This window comes from Streptomyces sp. NPDC034084, from assembly GCF_055575535.1.
Map to the genome: position 1 here is coordinate 1 of NZ_JBVISK010000011.1, position 19083 is coordinate 19083.

12 protein-coding genes, 1 tRNA gene and 1 rRNA gene are annotated in these 19083 nt (G+C 71.1%); 11 read left to right on the plus strand and 3 right to left on the minus strand.

What is annotated here, in order from left to right; genetic code table 11:
- A 5S ribosomal RNA gene (gene rrf / locus ACZ51I_RS29830) occupies positions 1-94 on the plus strand; the annotation flags it as partial.
- A 4-nt stretch (positions 95-98) separates the two neighbouring features.
- Positions 99-171: transfer RNA gene (locus ACZ51I_RS29835), tRNA-Thr, on the plus strand.
- A gap of 108 nt (positions 172-279) precedes the next feature.
- On the opposite strand, the gene ACZ51I_RS29840 is transcribed toward ACZ51I_RS29835, so the two are convergent.
- Positions 280-2925 carry a SpoIIE family protein phosphatase gene (locus ACZ51I_RS29840; protein ID WP_468881998.1) on the minus strand — a complete coding sequence of 882 codons (2646 nt, stop codon included), beginning with the start codon at positions 2923-2925 and terminating at the stop codon, positions 280-282.
- Between the two features lie 269 nt (positions 2926-3194).
- Between ACZ51I_RS29840 and ACZ51I_RS29845 the strand changes: the two genes are divergently transcribed.
- From ACZ51I_RS29845 to ACZ51I_RS29885, 9 genes are all read left to right on the plus strand, one after another.
- Entirely contained in the window at positions 3195-8669 is a 5475-nt protein-coding gene (locus ACZ51I_RS29845; protein ID WP_468882001.1) for a HAMP domain-containing protein, read from the plus strand.
- Between the two features lie 300 nt (positions 8670-8969).
- Positions 8970-9644 (plus strand): response regulator, encoded by a 675-nt coding sequence (locus tag ACZ51I_RS29850; RefSeq protein WP_468882004.1) that lies wholly within the window; start codon positions 8970-8972, stop codon positions 9642-9644.
- A gap of 126 nt (positions 9645-9770) precedes the next feature.
- Positions 9771-12596 carry a DNA translocase FtsK gene (locus ACZ51I_RS29855; RefSeq protein WP_468882005.1) on the plus strand — a complete coding sequence of 942 codons (2826 nt, stop codon included), beginning with the start codon at positions 9771-9773 and terminating at the stop codon, positions 12594-12596.
- Between the two features lie 224 nt (positions 12597-12820).
- Entirely contained in the window at positions 12821-13648 is an 828-nt protein-coding gene (locus tag ACZ51I_RS29860; protein ID WP_468882007.1) for a helix-turn-helix domain-containing protein, read from the plus strand.
- Between the two features lie 88 nt (positions 13649-13736).
- A complete protein-coding gene (gene rimO / locus ACZ51I_RS29865; protein ID WP_468882010.1) occupies positions 13737-15242 on the plus strand; it encodes a 30S ribosomal protein S12 methylthiotransferase RimO in 1506 nt (501 codons plus the stop codon).
- The gene (gene pgsA / locus ACZ51I_RS29870; RefSeq protein WP_468882013.1) at positions 15239-15913 is read left to right on the plus strand and encodes a CDP-diacylglycerol--glycerol-3-phosphate 3-phosphatidyltransferase; all 675 of its coding nucleotides are present in this window, start codon (positions 15239-15241) and stop codon (positions 15911-15913) included. The genes rimO and pgsA overlap by 4 nt, the downstream gene beginning before the upstream one ends.
- On the plus strand, positions 15910-16431 hold the full coding sequence (locus ACZ51I_RS29875) for a CinA family protein (protein WP_468882016.1): 522 nt from the start codon (positions 15910-15912) through the stop codon (positions 16429-16431). The genes pgsA and ACZ51I_RS29875 overlap by 4 nt, the downstream gene beginning before the upstream one ends.
- 109 nt (positions 16432-16540) lie before the next feature.
- A complete protein-coding gene (locus ACZ51I_RS29880) occupies positions 16541-16924 on the plus strand; it encodes a helix-turn-helix domain-containing protein (RefSeq protein ID WP_468882019.1) in 384 nt (127 codons plus the stop codon).
- A gap of 289 nt (positions 16925-17213) precedes the next feature.
- Positions 17214-17510: a hypothetical protein gene (locus ACZ51I_RS29885; protein ID WP_468882022.1), complete on the plus strand. Its 297-nt coding sequence runs from the start codon at positions 17214-17216 to the stop codon at positions 17508-17510.
- Here ACZ51I_RS29885 and ACZ51I_RS29890 read toward each other — a convergent pair.
- Together ACZ51I_RS29890 and ACZ51I_RS29895 are read right to left on the minus strand one after the other, a co-directional pair.
- Positions 17458-18228, minus strand: a complete 771-nt coding sequence (locus ACZ51I_RS29890; protein ID WP_468882025.1) for an SDR family NAD(P)-dependent oxidoreductase — start codon at positions 18226-18228, stop codon at positions 17458-17460. The genes ACZ51I_RS29885 and ACZ51I_RS29890 overlap by 53 nt on opposite strands.
- Before the next feature lie 32 nt (positions 18229-18260).
- Positions 18261-19064 carry a DNA-formamidopyrimidine glycosylase family protein gene (locus tag ACZ51I_RS29895; RefSeq protein ID WP_468882028.1) on the minus strand — a complete coding sequence of 268 codons (804 nt, stop codon included), beginning with the start codon at positions 19062-19064 and terminating at the stop codon, positions 18261-18263.
- Positions 19065-19083: the final 19 nt, after the last annotated feature.

Below are 19083 nucleotides of genomic sequence, written 5' to 3' on the forward strand. Positions count from 1 at the left end.
AACGCCCGGTTACATTCCGAACCCGGAAGCTAAGCCTTTCAGCGCCGATGGTACTGCAGGGGGGACCCTGTGGGAGAGTAGGACACCGCCGAACACCTGCCCTTTTAGCTCAGTCGGTAGAGCGTCTCCATGGTAAGGAGAAGGTCAACGGTTCGATTCCGTTAAAGGGCTCCGAGTAAGAAGGCCCCCGCCAAGTGGCGGGGGCCTTTTTGCGTTTCCCATGCGGACGGGGCGCCGCCGGCGATCCCCGCTGGGGAATCGTCGGCGGGGCCGGCTGCGTCACTGATCGTGCGGTTCGTGCAGGCGCATCGCCAGGATCGCCATGTCGTCGGAGGCGGGGGCCTGGGCGAAGCGCTCGACCGCCCTCAGGACACGGGAGGCGACCGCCCCGGCCGTCAGGCCCGTACACGTCTTGAGGACCTCGGCCAGGCCGTCGTCGCCCAGCATGCGGGTGCCCTCGCGGCGTTCCGTCACGCCGTCCGTGACGCACAGGAGGACGTCGCCCGGGTCGAGCGTGATCGTCTCCTCGTACAGCTCCAGGTCGTCCATGACGCCCAGGAGGGGCTGCGGTTCGGCCGCGGGCTCCACCGTGCCGTCCGGACGCAGGCGCAGCGGGAGAGGATGCCCGGCGCAGACGACCTTGAGGATCGCCGAGCCGTCCTCCTGCGGGCGCATCTCGCCGTACAGGAGGGTCAGGAAGCGGCTGCGGGCGCCCTCGTCGAGGATCGCCGCGTTCAGCCGCTCCAGGACCGCCGGGCCGCCGAAGCCCTCGCGCGCCAGGAGGCGCAGGGCGTGGCGGGCCAGGCCGGTGACCGCGGCCGCCTCCGGGCCCGTACCGCACACGTCGCCGATGGCGAAGCCGTAGACGCCGTCGCTGATGGGGAAGAGGTCGTAGAAGTCGCCTCCCACCTCGTTCCCCTCGCCGGCCGCGCGGTAGATGACGTCGACCTCGACGCCCGGGATCGTGGGGAGGCCGGGCGGGAGGAGGCTGCGCTGGAGGGACTGGCTGATCGCCACGCGCTCCGAGTACAGGCGGGCGTTGTCCAGGGCCAGGGCGGCCCGGCGTGAGAGGTCCTCGGCGAGCTCCAGGATCTCCTGGCGGAAGTGGTCCTCCGAGGGCCTGCCCAGGGTCAGCATGCCGATGACCCGGTTGCGGGCGACCAGCGGCAGGACGACCGTCTCGCCGGCCACCGTGCTCGCGGTGGCCAGCGTGGTGTCGACGCCGGAGGAGAGCGGGCTCGTCGGGTGATCGAGGGCGCGGACCGAGGCGGTCAGCGCGGCGCGGTGCGCGGCTTCGCCAGGAGCGGACCAGACGCGGGCGCCCGGGGTCGGCACCGGGTCCGGAGGGGCGATGGAGGACAGCAGGTCCTTGAGGCCGTCGATGCGGTCCTCGTCCTCGTGGAGCACGTACGAGAGGTACGGGTCGGAGGCCTGGTCGGCGATCGTGTAGACCGCGCACCAGGTCGCGAGGGTGGGGACCGTCATCTGGGCCATGAGGGCCAGGGTCTGATCACGGTCGAGGGTGCCGGCCAGGAGGTCGGAGGCCTCGACGAGGAAGCTGAGGGAGCCGCGGCGGAGCCGCTCGAGTTCGCCGAGGCGGGCCGACTCGACGGCCAGGGCGATGCGGTCGGCGGCGAACTGGAGGCGGAGCGCCTCCTCGTTGGAGTAGCGGTTCGCGGCCTCGGCGGCCACACCGAGGGAGCCGGTGAGCCGGCCCTCGACCTTCAGCGGGACGGTGACGACCGAGCGCATGCCGGTGCCCTCGAGGAGGGGGACGGCGCCGGGGACGGCCGCCAGGTCCTCGTGGACGGCGGGCATGCGGGCGGAGCCGTAACGGCTGGCGCCGGTCTCCACGGGGACGCGGGCGAACCGCTGGCGGGCCGCCGGGAGGCCGGTGGTGGCCCGTACCTCCAGTTCCGTCTCGTCGTCGGTGGCGAGCAGGAGGAAGGCGGCGTCGCCGTCGAGCATGTCGCGGGCGCGCTCCACCGTGCGCTGGAGGAGGCCGTCGAGGTCGTCGGGGGCCGGTGAGCCGATGAAGACCTCGAAGGGGTCGGCGGCGCGGCTCTCGGCGCCGGGCTCGACGGCGGGGCGCTGGGGGGTCTGGAGGACGGCGCGCTCGTGCTCCCGTACCAGCAGACAGACCGTGGAGGGCTCGCCCTGGGCGTCGCGGACCCGGAGGTGCGCGGCGTAGACGGGGATCACCCGGCCGTCGGCGCAGCGGATGCCGTAGCTGCCCTCCCAGCGGGAGAGACGGAGGGCCTCGGCGAGGCCGGTGCCGATGCCGGGGGTGTGCGGCCAGGCGGCCAGGTCGCCGAGGGGCTTGCCGGTGACCTGCTCGGAGCCGTAGCCGAAGAGTTCCTCGGCGTCCTCGTTCCACGCGCTGATCGCGCCGCCGCGGTCGATCTGGACGACGGCGACGCGGACGCGGCTCTCGGCGACCGGGAGGAGCGCGTCGGGGAGGACGGGCCCGGCGGAGCGGGTGCCGACGGGGCGCTGGGGGAGGTCGAGGTGGAACCAGACGTGCTTGCGGGTGGGGGAGTAGTCGACGCCCCAGCGGTGGGCGAGGGCGGCGCAGAGCAGCAGGCCGCGGCCGTTCTCGCGGTCCGGGCTGCCGAGCGAGCGGCCGCTCTGGACGGGGATCTCGCGCTCGGGGTAGCGGTCGGCGACCTCGACGCGGACGCTGTCGTCGGAGCGGAGGCAGAGGACCTCGGCGGAGGTGCCGGCGTGGATGACGGCGTTGGTGACGAGTTCGCTCGTGAGGACGACGGCGTCGTCGACGAGCTCGGGGTGCCCCCAGCCCTGGAGGGTGTCCCGGACGAAGGCGCGGGCGGCCGCGACGGACCGCCCGACCGGCTCGAAGCTGGCACTCGCCCGCGCGGTGATCACAGCACTCCTCGTACGCGTCTCGACGCCCGGTTCCGCCATGGTCGGTCTGTCCCTCCCGCTGCCCGGTGGTCGTCCGCGCACCACGCCGCCCCCGCCGGGCGGCCCGGGGCGGCTGGACAGCCGGATGCCAGGTTACTTACCTTCGCTGTCCGAGCGGATGCCGGTCACCGCTGATTCCGTCCCTCGGGGGTAGGGACGCCGTACGAAGCTGCCGAACTGTTATCGCCTGGTTCGGTCACGGTGAAACACTGGGGAGGCTGACGGCGAGAGCCGGAGCAGTACGGTCGACCCCTTTCGGGAGGGACACGGTGGAGTCTGGCACGGCGGCGCGACGCGGCGGAGGCACTGGCACGCGCGCGAGAGGCGGCCGTTCCCGTGGGGGGACGGTCCAGGTGGACGCGGCGGCGCTGGAGCGGTTGCTGGCCGCGCTGGTGTCGATGCGGGACGGGAACTTCCGCAGGCGGCTGACGGTGTCCGGTGACGGGGTCATGGCGGAGATCTCCGCCGTGTACAACGAGGTCGCCGACCGGCAGATGCACGTCACGGGTGAGCTGTCGCGCGTCCGGCGCGTGGTCGGCCGTGAGGGCAAGCTGTCCGAGCGGCTCGAGGCGGGGGCCAGCGAGGGTGCGTGGGCGGCGGCGATCGAGGCCGCGAACGCGCTCGTCGACGATCTGGCGCGGCCGGTGTCCGAGGTGGGACGGGTCCTGTCGGCGGTGGCCGAGGGTGATCTGGACCAGCGGATGGACCTGCGTTCGGAGGGTGCCGACGGGACGGTCCGGCCGCTGCGCGGGGAGTTCCTGAAGGTCGCCCGTACCGCCAACAACCTGGTCGACCAGTTGTCGGTGTTCGCCTCCGAGGTGACCCGGGTCGCCGTCGAGGTGGGTACGGACGGCAAGCTGGGCGGTCAGGCGCAGGTGCGCGGGGTGTCCGGTTCGTGGAAGGACCTCACGGACTCCGTCAACACGATGGCGAACCGGCTGACGGCCCAGGTGCGGGACATCGCGCTCGTGACGACGGCGGTCGCCAACGGTGATTTGTCGCAGAAGGTCACGGCGAACGTCGCCGGCGAGATGCTGGAGCTGAAGAACACCGTCAACCGGATGGTGGACCAGCTGTCGTCGTTCTCCTCCGAGGTGACCCGGGTCGCGCGTGAGGTGGGTACGGAGGGTGAGCTCGGCGGTCAGGCCGAGGTGGCCGGGGTCGCCGGTGTGTGGAAGGACCTCACCGACTCCGTCAACACGATGGCGGGAAATCTCACCAATCAGGTGAGGGGGATCGCCGAGGTGACGACGGCGGTCGCCAACGGTGACCTGTCGCAGAAGGTACGGGTCTCCGCGCGCGGTGAGATCGCCCAGCTCGCCGACACCATCAACCAGATGACGGAGACGCTGCGGACGTTCGCCGACGAGGTGACCCGCGTCTCGGGCGAGGTCGGCGCGCAGGGTCTGCTCGGCGGGCAGGCGCAGGTGCCGGGCGCGGCGGGTACCTGGAAGGACCTCACGGACTCCGTCAACACGGTGTTCCGGAACATCACCACGCAGGTGCGGGACATCGCGCAGGTGACGACGGCGGTCGCGAACGGTGATCTGTCGCAGAAGGTCACGGTGGACGTGGCCGGCGAGATGCTGGAGCTGAAGAACACCGTCAACACGATGGTGGACCAGCTGTCGGCCTTCGGTTCCGAGGTGACCCGGGTGGCCCGGGAGGTCGGCGTCGAGGGTCTCCTCGGCGGCCAGGCCGAGGTGCCGGGTGCGGCGGGCACCTGGAAGGACCTCACCGACTCGGTGAACACGGCCTTCCGCAACCTGACCGGTCAGGTGCGGGACATCGCGCAGGTGACGACGGCGGTCGCGAACGGTGACCTGTCGCAGAAGGTCACGGTGGACGTGGCCGGCGAGATGCTGGAGCTGAAGAACACCGTCAACACGATGGTGTCGCAGCTGTCGTCCTTCGCGGACCAGGTGACCCGGATGGCCCGGGACGTGGGCACCGAGGGACGCCTCGGCGGTCAGGCGCGGGTGGACGGGGTGTCCGGGCGCTGGCGGGAGCTCACGGACTCCGTGAACTTCATGGCCGGGAACCTGACCTCGCAGGTGCGGCAGATCGCGCAGGTCACCACGGCCGTGGCGCGCGGTGACCTGTCGCAGAAGATCGACGTGGACGCGCGCGGCGAGATCCTGGAGCTGAAGAACACCATCAACACGATGGTCGACCAGCTCTCCGCCTTCGCGGACCAGGTGACCCGGGTGGCCCGTGAGGTGGGCACGGACGGGCGTCTGGGCGGTCAGGCGCAGGTGCCTGGCGTGGCCGGTGTGTGGCGGGATCTGACGGACTCCGTGAACGGCATGGCCGGCAACCTCACCACCCAGGTCCGCAACATCGCGCAGGTCGCCACCGCGGTGGCGCGCGGTGACCTGTCGCAGAAGATCGACGTGGACGCGCGCGGCGAGATCCTGGAGCTGAAGAACACCCTCAACACGATGGTGGACCAGCTCTCCAACTTCGCCGAGCAGGTGACGCGGGTGGCCCGCGAGGTGGGCACCGAGGGCATTCTGGGTGGTCAGGCCGAGGTGCAGGGGGTCTCCGGCACCTGGAAGGACCTCACCCAGTCGGTGAACTTCATGGCGAACAACCTCACCATCCAGGTGCGGAACATCGCCGAGGTCACGACGGCGGTCGCCATGGGCGACCTGTCGAAGAAGATCACGGTCGACGCCCGGGGCGAGATCCTGGAGCTGGTGACGACCGTCAACACCATGGTCGACCAGCTGTCGAACTTCGCCGACGAGGTCACGCGCGTGGCCCGCGAGGTGGGCACCGAGGGCATCCTCGGCGGCCAGGCGCGCGTGCGCGGGGTCACCGGCACGTGGAAGGACCTCAGCGACAACGTCAATCTGATGGCCAACAACCTGACTAGTCAGGTGCGGAACATCTCACGGGTCTCGGCGGCCGTCGCCAACGGCGACCTGACGAAGAAGGTGACGGTCGAGGCGCGCGGCGAGGTCGCCGAGCTCGCCGAGACCGTCAACACGATGGTGACGACCCTGTCGTCCTTCGCGGACGAGGTGACGCGCGTGGCCCGGGAGGTGGGCACGGAGGGCGAGCTGGGCGGTCAGGCGCGGGTTCCCGGTGTCTCGGGCACCTGGAAGGACCTGACCGAGTCGGTGAACTCGATGGCCTCCAACCTGACCGGTCAGGTGCGCCAGATCGCCGCCGTCACCACCGCCATCGCCAAGGGCGACCTCACCAAGAAGATCGACATCGACGCGCGCGGTGAGATCCAGGAGCTGAAGAACACCATCAACACGATGGTCGACCAGCTGTCGAACTTCGCCGAGGAGGTCACGCGCGTGGCCCGCGAGGTGGGTACGGAGGGCATCCTCGGCGGCCAGGCGCGCGTCCGGGACGTCGACGGGACCTGGCGCGACCTCACCGAGTCCGTGAACGAGATGGCCGGGAACCTGACCCGTCAGGTGCGGGCCATCGCGGCCGTCGCCACGGCGGTCACCCGGGGCGACCTCAACCTGAAGATCGACGGGGTCGACGCGGCGGGCGAGATCCAGGCCCTCCAGGACAACATCAACACCATGATCGCCAACCTGCGCGACACCACTCTCGCCAACGAGGAGCAGGACTGGCTCAAGGGCAACCTGGCCCGTATTTCCGGCCTCATGCAGGGCCGGCGGGACCTGGACGACGTGGCCTCTCTCATCATGAGCGAGCTGACCCCGGTGGTCTCGGCCCAGCACGGTGCCTTCTTCGTGGCCATGCCGACGGGCTCGTCCCACGGCGACGCCGAACTCGTCGGTGAGGGCGACGGCTCGTACGAGCTGCGGATGCGCGGGAGCTACGGATACTCCGCCGGCTCCATGCCGACCTCGTTCCGGCCAGGGGAGACCCTGATCGGGACGGCGGCGGAGGAGAAGCGGACCATCCAGGTCAACGTGCCGCCGGGCTATCTGAAGATCTCGTCCGGACTCGGCGAGGCCGCGCCCGCGCACGTGATCGTGCTGCCGGTCCTCTTCGAGGGGAAGGTGCTCGGAGTGATCGAGCTGGCGTCGTTCCAGCCGTTCACGCAGATCCAGCGGGACTTCCTGAACCAGCTGGCCGAACTGATCGCGACCACGGTCAACACCATCAGCGTCAACACCAAGACCGAGGTGCTGCTCCAGCAGTCGCAGGAGCTCACCGAGCAGCTCAAGGAGCGGTCGGCCGAGCTGGAGCACCGGCAGAAGGAGCTCCAGGGTTCCAACCTGGAGCTGGAGGAGAAGGCCGAACTCCTCGCGCGGCAGAACCGCGACATCGAGGTGAAGAACACCGAGATCGAGGAGGCCCGGCAGGTCCTGGAGGAGCGGGCCGAACAGCTCGCCGTCTCCATGCGGTACAAGTCGGAGTTCCTCGCCAACATGTCGCACGAGCTGCGCACGCCGCTCAACTCGCTGCTGATCCTGGCCAAGCTGCTCGCCGACAACGCCGAGACGAACCTGACGCCGAAGCAGGTCGAGTTCGCCGAGACCATCCACGGCGCGGGGTCGGACCTGCTCCAGCTGATCAACGACATTCTCGACCTGTCGAAGGTCGAGGCGGGCAAGATGGACGTCTCGCCGACCCGGATCGCGCTCGTCCAGCTCGTCGACTACGTGGAGGCGACGTTCCGGCCGCTCACGGCGGAGAAGGGGCTCGACTTCTCGGTGCGGGTCTCGCCCGAGCTGCCGGCCACGCTCCACACCGACGAGCAGCGGCTGCTCCAGGTCCTGCGGAACCTGCTGTCGAACGCGGTGAAGTTCACCGACACGGGCGCGGTGGAGCTGGTGATCCGGCCGGCGGGCGCGGACGTGCCGCAGTCGATCCGCGAGCAGCTCCTGGAGGCCGGTTCGCTGCGGGACCCGGAGGCCGATCTGATCGCCTTCTCGGTCACCGACACCGGCATCGGGATCGCGGCGAGCAAGATGCGGGTCATCTTCGAGGCGTTCAAGCAGGCCGACGGCACGACCAGCCGGAAGTACGGCGGTACGGGTCTCGGTCTCTCGATCAGCCGGGAGATCGCGCGGCTTCTCGGCGGCGAGATCTTCGCGGCGAGCGAGCCCGGCCGCGGTTCGACGTTCACGCTTTACCTGCCGCTGAGCCCGACGGAGCTGCCGTCGGGCGGCCAGGGGCAGGGCGCGCAGGACGCCGACGATCAGCAGCAGGGCGGCGAGGAGGGGGCGGCCGGGGCAGCCCACCCGTTCCCGCACTTCCCGCCGCCGCCCGTACGGACCGAGGCACGGTCCGGTGCCGGGGCGCTGTTCCGTCACCGGCGGAAGGCCGCCGCGGAGGCGAGCGGGGCCCGGAGCGCCGGCCCCGGGCAGCCGGCCGCGGCGGACCGTGAGGAGCAGGAGGCCGAGCAGCCGCGCCGTACCTACGGTTTCTCCGGCGAGAAGGTGCTCATCGTCGACGACGACATCCGCAACGTCTTCGCGCTCACCAGCGTCCTGGAGCAGCACGGGCTCGCGGTGCTCTACGCCGAGAACGGGCGGGAGGGCATCGAGGTCCTGGAGCAGCACGACGACGTGACGGTCGTGCTGATGGACATCATGATGCCGGAGATGGACGGGTACGCGACGACGACCGCGATCCGGCGCATGCCCCAGTTCGCGGGGCTGCCGATCATCGCGCTCACGGCGAAGGCGATGAAGGGCGACCGGGAGAAGGCGATCGAGTCCGGTGCCTCGGACTACGTGACGAAGCCGGTCGACCCCGATCATCTGCTGTCGGTCATGGAGCAGTGGATGCGAGGGAAGTGACCTGGCGCCGGGGGTCCGCGCCGGGCGCGGACCCCCGGGCTCCGTCGGTGCCGCTCCGACCGGCTGTCGCCTGGGGCGTGTGAGAGGGCTGGATACGGGGAACCTTCTGGTCTCCCACCGCGTTTCCGCTACGTGCACAGTGACATCGCGGTGACAGGGTGTGGCGACGGGCGGGGTGCGGCTACGATGACCGGCACAAGGACGGACGGCGCTAGGGAGTCGTCTTCTGGGGCGGCGCCCGGTGCTTCCCCCGGTTCGGGGGTCCGGGGAGAGCCGTTGCCGGGACGAGGAGGACGGGGCATGGTGCAGAAGGCCAAGATCCTCCTGGTCGATGACCGGCCGGAGAATCTGCTGGCGCTGGAGGCCATTCTCTCCGCGCTCGATCAGACGCTGGTGCGGGCATCGTCCGGGGAGGAAGCGCTCAAGGCGCTGTTGACGGACGACTTCGCGGTCATCCTGCTCGACGTCCAGATGCCGGGTATGGACGGTTTCGAGACTGCCGCCCACATCAAGCGGCGGGAGAGGACCCGGGACATCCCGATCATCTTCCTCACCGCCATCAACCACGGCCCCCACCACACCTTCCGGGGGTACGCGGCCGGGGCGGTCGACTACATCTCCAAGCCGTTCGACCCGTGGGTGCTGCGCGCCAAGGTCTCCGTCTTCGTCGAGCTCTACATGAAGAACTGCAAGCTGCGAGAGCAGGCCGCCCTGCTGCGGCTGCAGTTGGAGGGCGGGGGCGAGGGCGGTCACGGCAAGGAGGCCGCCGGACTGCTCGCTGAGCTCTCCGCCCGGCTCGCGGCGGTCGAGGAGCAGGCCGAGGCGCTGTCGAAGCAGCTCGACGACGACTCCGCCGACGCGGCCGCCGTCGCCACCGCCGCGCACCTGGAGCGCAAGCTCACCGGGCTGCGCCGGGCGCTGGACGCGCTGGAGCCGGGGACGGGCGCCGCGCCGACGCTGCCCAGCCAGAGCTGACGTACCGTCATCACCCCTTCGGGAGGGTGCGGCTCGGTGTGATGCGGCGTCAGCACCGCGCCCCTGCACGGACGACACGAACGGGTGAGGCGGACAGCGGGTCTTCACACCGGTAACCTCGGCATCATGGCTTCACGTACGTCCGGCAAGGGTTCCCAGGGCACGGCGGCCACCGCGAAACCGCGCGCCGGCCGGACGACGGGTGCCGCGAGGAAAGCGACGCCCGCGAAGTCCCCCGCCAAGGCGCCCGCGAAGAAGGCGGCGGCCAGGAAGGCCGCACCCGCGAAACGCGCGCCCGCGCGGAAGACCGCCGCGAAGAAGGCCCCGCCCCGGCCCGCCCCGTCCCCGACCGGGGGCGTCTACCGACTCGTGCGGGGGGCCTGGCTCGGCCTCGCCCACGCGATCGGGGCGATGTTCCGGGGGATAGGGCGCGGCGCCAAGGGGCTCGACCCGGCCCATCGCAAGGACGGGCTCGCGCTGCTCCTCCTCGGCCTCGCGCTGATCGTCGCCGCCGGCACCTGGTCCAACCTGCGCGGCCCGGTCGGCGACCTCGTCGAGATGCTGGTGACCGGATCCTTCGGCCGGCTCGACCTGCTCGTACCGCTGCTGCTCGGCGCGATCGGCATCCGGCTCATCCTCTATCCGGAGAAGCCCGAGGCCAACGGGCGGATCAGCATCGGCCTCTCCGCCCTCGTCATCGGCGTCCTCGGCCAGGTGCACATCGCCTGCGGTTCGCCGGGGCGCGGCGACGGCAGCGGGGCCATGCAGGACGCCGGCGGGCTCATCGGCTGGGCCGCGTCCCAGCCCCTCGTCTTCATGATGGGCGAGGTCCTCGCCGTACCGATGCTGGTGCTGCTCACCGTCTTCGGGCTGCTCGTGGTCACCGCCACCCCCGTCAACGCGATCCCGCAGCGGCTGCGCGCGCTCGGCGCGCGGCTGGGCATCGTCGAGCTTCCGTACGACCCGGCGGAGGCCGAGGGATACGCGGGCCACCCGGGCCACGAGGGGTACGACGAGGAGTGGCGCGAGGCGGCCCCCCGCCCGGCACGGCCCGTCCGGCGCCGGGGGAGCGGGCCCGCGGAGCCGTACGACGTGGACCGGGCCGAGACGGAGCTGCTGGAGCGGCGCGGCCGCTCGGCCCGCCGCACCTCCGGGCGGGACGGCGTCGACGCCGGTCTCGACCCGGTGGACGTCGCCGCGGCGGCCGCCGCCGCGCTCGACGGTGCCGTACTGAACGGCATGCCGCCCTCCCCGATCGTCGCCGACCTGACCAAGGACGTCACCGCCGAGCGGAACGCCGCCGCTGCGGCCTCAGCCACCGGAGCCGCCGCTGCCGGGGAGAAGACCGCGCCGGCGGCGCCCGTACCGCCGGCCCGTGGGGGAGACCGTCCCGGCGGGGGCGTACCGGATCTGACCAAGCCGGCGCCCGAGCCGACCGAGCTGCCGTCCCGGGCCGAGCAGCTCCAGCTCGCGGGCGACATCACGTACTCCCTGCCCTCGCTCGACCTCCTCGAGCGCGGCGGGCCGGGCAAGACCCGCAGCGCCGCAAACGACGCGGTCGTCGACGCGCTCTCCAACGTCTTCACCGAGTTCAAGGTCGACGCGGCGGTCACCGGCTTCACGCGCGGTCCGACGGTCACGCGGTACGAGGTCGAGCTCGGCCCCGCCGTGAAGGTCGAGAAGATCACGGCCCTGACGAAGAACATCGCCTACGCCGTGGCCTCGCCCGACGTGCGGATCATCTCGCCGATCCCCGGGAAGTCCGCGGTCGGCATCGAGATCCCGAACAGCGACCGCGAGATGGTCAACCTCGGGGACGTGCTGCGGCTCGCGGACGCGGCCGGGGACGAGCACCCGATGCTGGTCGCGCTCGGCAAGGACGTCGAGGGCGGCTATGTGATGGCCAACCTGGCGAAGATGCCGCACGTCCTGGTCGCCGGTGCCACGGGCTCGGGAAAGTCCTCGTGCATCAACTGCCTGATCACGTCGGTCATGATAAGAGCGACTCCCGAGGACGTCCGGATGGTGCTCGTCGACCCCAAGCGGGTCGAGCTCACCGCCTACGAGGGCATCCCGCACCTGATCACCCCGATCATCACCAACCCCAAGAAGGCCGCCGAGGCACTCCAGTGGGTCGTGCGCGAGATGGACCTGCGCTACGACGACCTGGCCGCCTTCGGCTACCGGCACATCGACGACTTCAACCAGGCCATCCGGGACGGCAAGATCAAGCTGCCCGAGGGCAGCGAGCGGGAGCTCAGCCCCTACCCGTACCTCCTGGTGATCGTCGACGAGCTGGCCGACCTGATGATGGTCGCGCCGCGTGACGTCGAGGACTCCATCGTCCGCATCACCCAGTTGGCCCGCGCCGCCGGCATCCACCTCGTGCTCGCCACCCAGCGGCCGTCCGTGGACGTCGTGACCGGCCTGATCAAGGCGAACGTGCCCTCGCGGCTCGCCTTCGCCACCTCCTCGCTCGCCGACAGCCGGGTCATCCTGGACCAGCCCGGCGCCGAGAAGCTGATCGGGAAGGGCGACGGCCTCTTCCTGCCGATGGGCGCCAACAAGCCCGTCCGCATGCAGGGCGCGTTCGTCACCGAGGCCGAGGTCGCGGCCGTCGTGCAGCACTGCAAGGACCAGATGACGCCCGTCTTCCGGGACGACGTCACCGTCGGCACCAAGCAGAAGAAGGAGATCGACGAGGACATCGGCGACGACCTCGACCTGCTGTGCCAGGCGGCCGAACTGGTCGTCTCGACCCAGTTCGGCTCCACCTCGATGCTCCAGCGGAAGCTGCGCGTGGGCTTCGCGAAGGCCGGCCGGCTGATGGACCTCATGGAGTCGCGGAACATCGTCGGACCGAGCGAGGGCTCGAAGGCGCGGGACGTGCTCGTGAAGCCGGACGAGCTGGACGGGGTCCTCGCCGTGATCCGGGGGGAGTCGGAGGCGTAGCGATCCGGGAGGGCGTGGCTGCACGTTCGAGACCTGGCCGAGACTCACTCGTAAGGGAACGGTGGGCAACCGTTTCCCCTGGCCGTACGTCAAGTTGGAGGGAGGGACAGAAGGATGTCCCAGCCTCATGGCGTACAAACAGCACCCGCCCGGTTGCCCCACCCTTTCGTACCACCCATAGACTGAACGTCCAGCAGGTGGCTACACGCTCGAAAGGCGCTCTCGTGTCCATCGGCAACTCCCCCGAAGACGACCGGATCTTCCCGGCAGACGACCGGGACGCGATCGGTCGTGCCCTCCAGCAGGCCCGAATCGCCGCCGGTCTCACCGTCGAAGAGGTCAGTGCCTCCACCCGTGTCCGGATTCCGATCGTGCACGCGATCGAGGAGGACGACTTCTCGCGCTGTGGCGGCGACGTCTACGCCCGCGGCCACATCCGTACCCTCGCGCGCGCCGTCGGCCTCGATCCGGCTCCGCTGGTCGAGCAGTACGACGCCGAGCACGGTGGCCGTCCCGCGCCCACCCCCGCCGCCCCGCTCTTCGAGGCGGAACGCATCCGCCCCGAGCCGCGCAGGCCCAACTGGACCGCCGCGATGGTCGCGGCCATCGTCGCCGTCGTCGGTTTCGTCGGCTTCACGATGTTCAACGGGAACGACGCCTCCACGGGGACCTCCGTGGCCGACGGCGGTCCGGCCCCCGCCCCGGAGAAGGCGAGCTCCGCGGCCAAGCCGAAGCCGGCGAAGCCCACCGCGCCCAAGCCCACCGAGAGCGCGATCGCCGCGGTCCCGCGGGACAAGGTCACGGTCAAGCTCACCGCCGTCGACGACAAGAGCTGGATCTCGGCCAAGGCGCACGACGGAAAGCTCCTCTTCGACGGGCTCCTCCTCAAGGGCGAGTCCAAGACCTTCCAGGACGACGAGCGCGTCGACCTGGTCCTCGGCAACGCCGGTGCGATCGAGCTCTACGTGAACGGCAAGAAGCTCGACGACAAGTTCGAATCCGGCCAGGTCGAGCGGCTCAGCTACACCAAGGGCGACCCCGAGGCCGGATGAGCCCGGCCGTGGCGGCCGATGTGACCTCTGTCGCGCAGGTGAACCCTGCGCGACGGGGGAACGGCCGGGACGAAGTAGTCTTGAGCCCATGCCCGAACGCCGTACCGTCGCCCTTGTCACTCTTGGCTGCGCCCGTAACGAGGTGGACTCGGAGGAGCTCGCAGGCCGCTTGGCAGCGGACGGCTGGGAGCTCGTCGAGAACGCCGAGGAAGCGGACGTCGCCGTCGTCAACACCTGCGGATTCGTCGAGGCCGCCAAGAAGGACTCCGTCGACGCCCTCCTCGAAGCCAATGACCTGAAGGACCACGGCAGGACCCAGGCCGTCGTCGCCGTGGGCTGCATGGCCGAGCGGTACGGCAAGGAGCTCGCCGAGGCCCTCCCGGAGGCGGACGGCGTCCTCGGCTTCGACGACTACGCCGACATCTCCAACCGCCTCCAGACCATCCTCAGCGGTGGCAGTGTCGAGGCCCACACCCCGCGTGACCGGCGCAAGCTGCTGCCGCTGTCGCCCGTGGAGCGCCAGGAGGCCGCCGCGGCCGTGGCCCTGCCGGGGCACGGTGACGTGGAAGCCCCCGAGAACGTGCCGAGCGACCTGCCCGAGGGCGTCGCGCCCGCCTCCGGGCCGCGCGCGCCGCTCCGCCGCCGCCTGGACACCAGCCCCGTCGCCTCCGTGAAGCTGGCCTCCGGCTGCGACCGCCGCTGCTCCTTCTGCGCCATCCCCTCCTTCCGCGGCTCCTTCGTCTCCCGCCGCCCCTCGGACGTGCTGAACGAGACGCGCTGGCTCGCCGAGCAGGGCGTGAAGGAGATCATGCTGGTCTCCGAGAACAACACGTCCTACGGCAAGGACCTCGGCGACATCCGGCTCCTGGAGAGCCTGCTGCCCGAGCTGGCCTCGGTGGACGGCATCGAGCGCGTCCGCGTCAGCTACCTCCAGCCGGCCGAGATGCGCCCCGGCCTGATCGACGTCCTCACGTCGACCGAGAAGGTCGTGCCCTACTTCGACCTGTCCTTCCAGCACAGCGCCCCCGACGTGCTGCGGGCCATGCGCCGCTTCGGCGACACCGACCGCTTCCTGGAGCTCCTGGAGACCATCCGCTCCAAGGCCCCCACGGCCGGTGCCCGGTCCAACTTCATCGTCGGCTTCCCCGGCGAGACCGAGGCCGACTTCGCCGAGCTGGAACGCTTCATCACCCACGCGCGCCTCGACGCCATCGGCGTCTTCGGCTACTCCGACGAGGACGGCACCGAGGCCGCCACGTACGAGCACAAGCTCGACCAGGACGTCGTCGACGAGCGGCTCGCCCACCTCTCCCGGCTCGCCGAGGAGCTCACCGCACAGCGTGCGGAGGAGCGGATCGGAGAGACCCTGGAAGTACTCGTCGAAACCGAGTCGGACGACGAGGACGAGAAGGGCGGCTGGATCGGCCGCGCGGCCCACCAGGCGCCCGAGACCGACGGACAGGTGCTGCTGCTCAACCCGGACGGCGGTGCGGGTCCCGACCTCGCCCCGGGCCGTATGGTCAGGGCGAAGGTCGTCGGCACGGAGGGCGTCGACCTGGTGGCCGAGTGTCTTTTCGAGGAGGCGGGCAGATGACCGGAGTCCCGGCATCCGCGACGGGCGGGACCGGTAGGCCGGCGCCCCGCGGCAAGCTGGGCGCGGCGGCCGTCAACCAGGCCAGCCTGTGGAACATCGCGAACATCCTCACCATGATCCGGCTCGTCCTCGTGCCGGCCTTCGTGGTGCTGCTCCTCCAGGACGGCGGGCACGACCCCGCGTGGCGGGCCTGGGCCTGGGCGGCGTTCGCGGTGGCCATGATCACGGACATCTTCGACGGGCACCTCGCCCGTACGTACAACCTGGTCACCGATTTCGGGAAGATCGCCGACCCCATCGCCGACAAGGCGATCATGGCGGCCGGACTCATCTCGCTGTCCTCGCTCGGTGACCTCCCCTGGTGGGTGACCTCGGTCATCCTGGCCCGCGAGCTCGGCATCACCCTGATGCGGTTCTGGGTCATCCGGCACGGGGTCATCCCCGCCAGCCGCGGCGGCAAGATGAAGACGCTCGCCCAGGGCACCGCCGTGGGCATGTACGTCCTCATGCTCACCGGACCGCTGGCCACCCTCCGCTTCTGGGTGATGGCGGTGGCGGTCGTGCTGACGGTGGTCACCGGTCTGGACTACGTACGACAGGCGGTCGTACTGCGGCGCAGGGGACTCGCCGCCGAGCGGGCCGCCGCACGAGCGGAGGCGACGACGCGATGAAAGAGGCCGCCCGGGTCCTGGAGCTGCTGGCGGAGCGTGGTCAGACGGTGGCCGCGGCCGAGTCCCTCACGGGCGGTCTGGTGGCCGCCGAGCTCACCGGAGCGCCTGGCTCCTCGGTCACCTTCCTCGGGTCGGTCACGGCCTACGCCACGGCCGTGAAGCACGAGCTGCTGGGCGTCGACGGGGCTCTGCTCGCGGAGCGCGGAGCGGTGGACCCCGAGGTCGCGCTGCAGATGGCGGCCGGTGTACGGGACCGGCTCGGCGCCGACTGGGGCATCTCGACGACCGGGGTCGCGGGGCCCGCCCCGCAGGACGGCCAGCCCGTCGGAACCGTCTACGTGGCCGTCGCCGGCCCGGCCGCGACGAGCGCCCGCGTGGGGAAAGTGGTCTCGTTGCGGTTGAACGGTGGCCGCAAGGAAATCCGTAGAGAGAGCGTACGGAGCGTGCTGGAACTGCTCCATGAGGAACTCTCGGGAAATGCGCGGGCACAGGATACGGAACACAACGGGGGGAATTGATGTTTGCAGCCCTGAGTGAACACGACATCGCTCCCCGCACGGCCGCGGCGCGAGGCGGTACGGTGGGGCGTGAAGGATGCGGCTACGCGGTCCGAGGAGGGAGCCACCGATGATTCTGCTCCGTCGCCTGCTGGGTGACGTGCTGCGTCGGCAGCGCCAGCGCCAGGGCCGTACTCTGCGCGAAGTCTCCTCGTCCGCCCGAGTCTCGCTCGGCTATCTCTCCGAGGTGGAGCGGGGGCAGAAGGAGGCATCCTCCGAGCTGCTCTCCGCGATCTGCGACGCGTTGGACGTACGGATGTCCGAGCTCATGCGCGAAGTGAGCGACGAGCTGTCGCTCGCCGAACTGGCCCAGTCCGCAGCGTCGAGTGAACCGGTGCCGACACCGGTCCGCCCGAGGCTCAATTCGGTGTCGGTGACGTCGGTGGCCGGTGTGCCCACCGAGCGGGTGACCATCAAGGCGCCCGCGGAAGCGGTGGACGTCGTCGCTGCCTGAACCGAAGTGGGGCGAAGCCCCGGTCGGTGCCTGTTCACAGGGCGCTGACCGGGGCTTTTCTCATGGCCGGGGCTTGGTCCGGGGCTTTGGGGTCAGGGCGTCGGCTCGGGGCTTCCGGGTGCAGGGCTCTGGTCCAGGCCCTGGCGGGATTCTCCTGAGATGCCGGGTTCCGGTCCGGCGTGCCATGGTGGGAGGGACGTACGACTGGGCCGTGTGCGCCGGGGTTGACTCCGGTGCGCCCTCCCGCAGGGTGATCCTGCCGGTCTAGCGTCGACCGCAGGAGGCGGCCATGGTACGGCGACGGGTTCCGCTGGTGACGCTCGCGCTGCTCGCGTGCGGCATCGCGGCCGGGGGGCTCTGGTGGTGGGCGGTGCTGCGCCTGCTTCTTCTGCCCGGGGAGACCGGGTCGGTCGAGGGCGCGGTGGCCGCGGGCGGCTGGGGGCTCAGCCTGCTTCCGGTGCATGTGGCGTCGTCGTCGGGGCGTCGCGGTGGGACCGCCTCTGCAGGTCTTCCGGGCTCGTTCGTCCGAGTCGTCACCAGGGCATCGCGACGCCGCCGTTGGGGCGGAGGATCTGGCCGGTCGTGAACGCGGAGGCGTCGCAGGCGAGGTGCAGGACCGCGTGCGCGATGTCCTCGGCCTCGCCGACCCGCCCCAGCGGTGAGTGACGGACCATCGCGGCCTCGGCCTGCTGCTGGGCGGCCGGCTCGTGCCGGTCCGTCATCGGCGTACGGATCCAGCCGGGGGCGACCGCGTTGACGCGGATGCCGTGCGGGCCCGCCTCCGTCGCCAGGGTCTTCGTCAGCTGGACGACGGCAGCCTTGGTGGCGCTGTAGCAGAGCAGGCCCGGACTCGCGGTGTCCATCGCGCCCGAGGCCATCGTCACGATCGAGCCCGGGACGCCCGAGGCGATCATCGAACGGGCCGCTTCCTGGCACGCGTAGAGCACGCCCTTGAAGTTGACGGCGAGGACGCGGTCGAGGTCCTCCTCCCGGGTCTCCAGGACCGTGCTCGTGTGCATGATCCCCGCGATGGCGGCCATCACGTGGAGCGGACCGGCGGCGCGGACGGCCGCCGCCAGCGCGGGCCGGTCGGTGACGTCCAGGGGGTGGGCGTGCGCGGTGCCGCCCTGACGGGCTATCAGGGCTGCGGTCTCGTCGAGGCCGTCCTCGTCGCGGTCGGCGCAGTGGACGGCGGCGCCGGCCTGGGCGAGGAGGGCCGAGGTGGCGCGGCCGATGCCGCTCGCCGCGCCGGTGACGAACGCGGTGCGGCCGGTCAGGTCGTACGCCGGAAGGGTCCTCGTCATGTGCCGACCGTACGACCGTATCTGACGGGTCGTCAATTGATGGGGCGGTCTCCGTCGGGGCCCCGTTGGCACCCCGGGCACCAGTACGTGACCCGGTCGCCGAGCTCCGCCTTGCGGATCGCGGTGCCGCAGCGGAGGCAGGGCCGGCCTTCGCGGCCGTAGACGTGGAGCGGGGTGCGGGGGTGGCGGGCCGTCGTGGTGCGCCGCTCCGGGCGGTCCTTGTTGGCGTCGAGGAGACGGTGGGCCGTGGCGACGAGGCGGGCCGGGACCTCCGGGGAGAGTTCGCCCACCGGGAGCCAGGGGGTGACGCCGGCGAGGAACGCCAGCTCCGACTTGAACACGTTGCCGATGCCCGCCAGGTTGCGCTGGTCGAGGAGGGCCTCGCCGAGCGTGCGCTCCGGGTCGGCGCCGAGCCGCCGGACGGCCTCCTCGGGATCCCAGTCCGGGCCGAGCAGGTCCGGGCCGAGGTGGCCGACGGCGCGGGACTCCTCGGCGGTACGGATGAGCTCCAGGACGGGGAGGCGGTAGCCGTACGCGGTGTGCTCCTCGTTTCCGAGGATCGCCCGGATCTGGTGGTCGGGGCCGCCGTGCGGGCGCTGCCCGGTGGCGTACACCCGCCAGGAGCCGTCCATCCGCAGATGTGAGTGGAGGGTCAGACCGCCCTCGATGCGGGCGAGCAGGTGCTTGCCACGCGGGGTCACGTCGAGGACCGTCCGGCCGGTGAGGTCGGCGGTCGCGAACCGGGGCACGCGGAGGTCGGCTCGGGTGAGGACATGGCCGGCGAGCGCGGTGTGCAGGCGACGGGCGGCCAGCCAGACGGTATCTCCTTCGGGCACGGGACCATTGTGTCGCGAG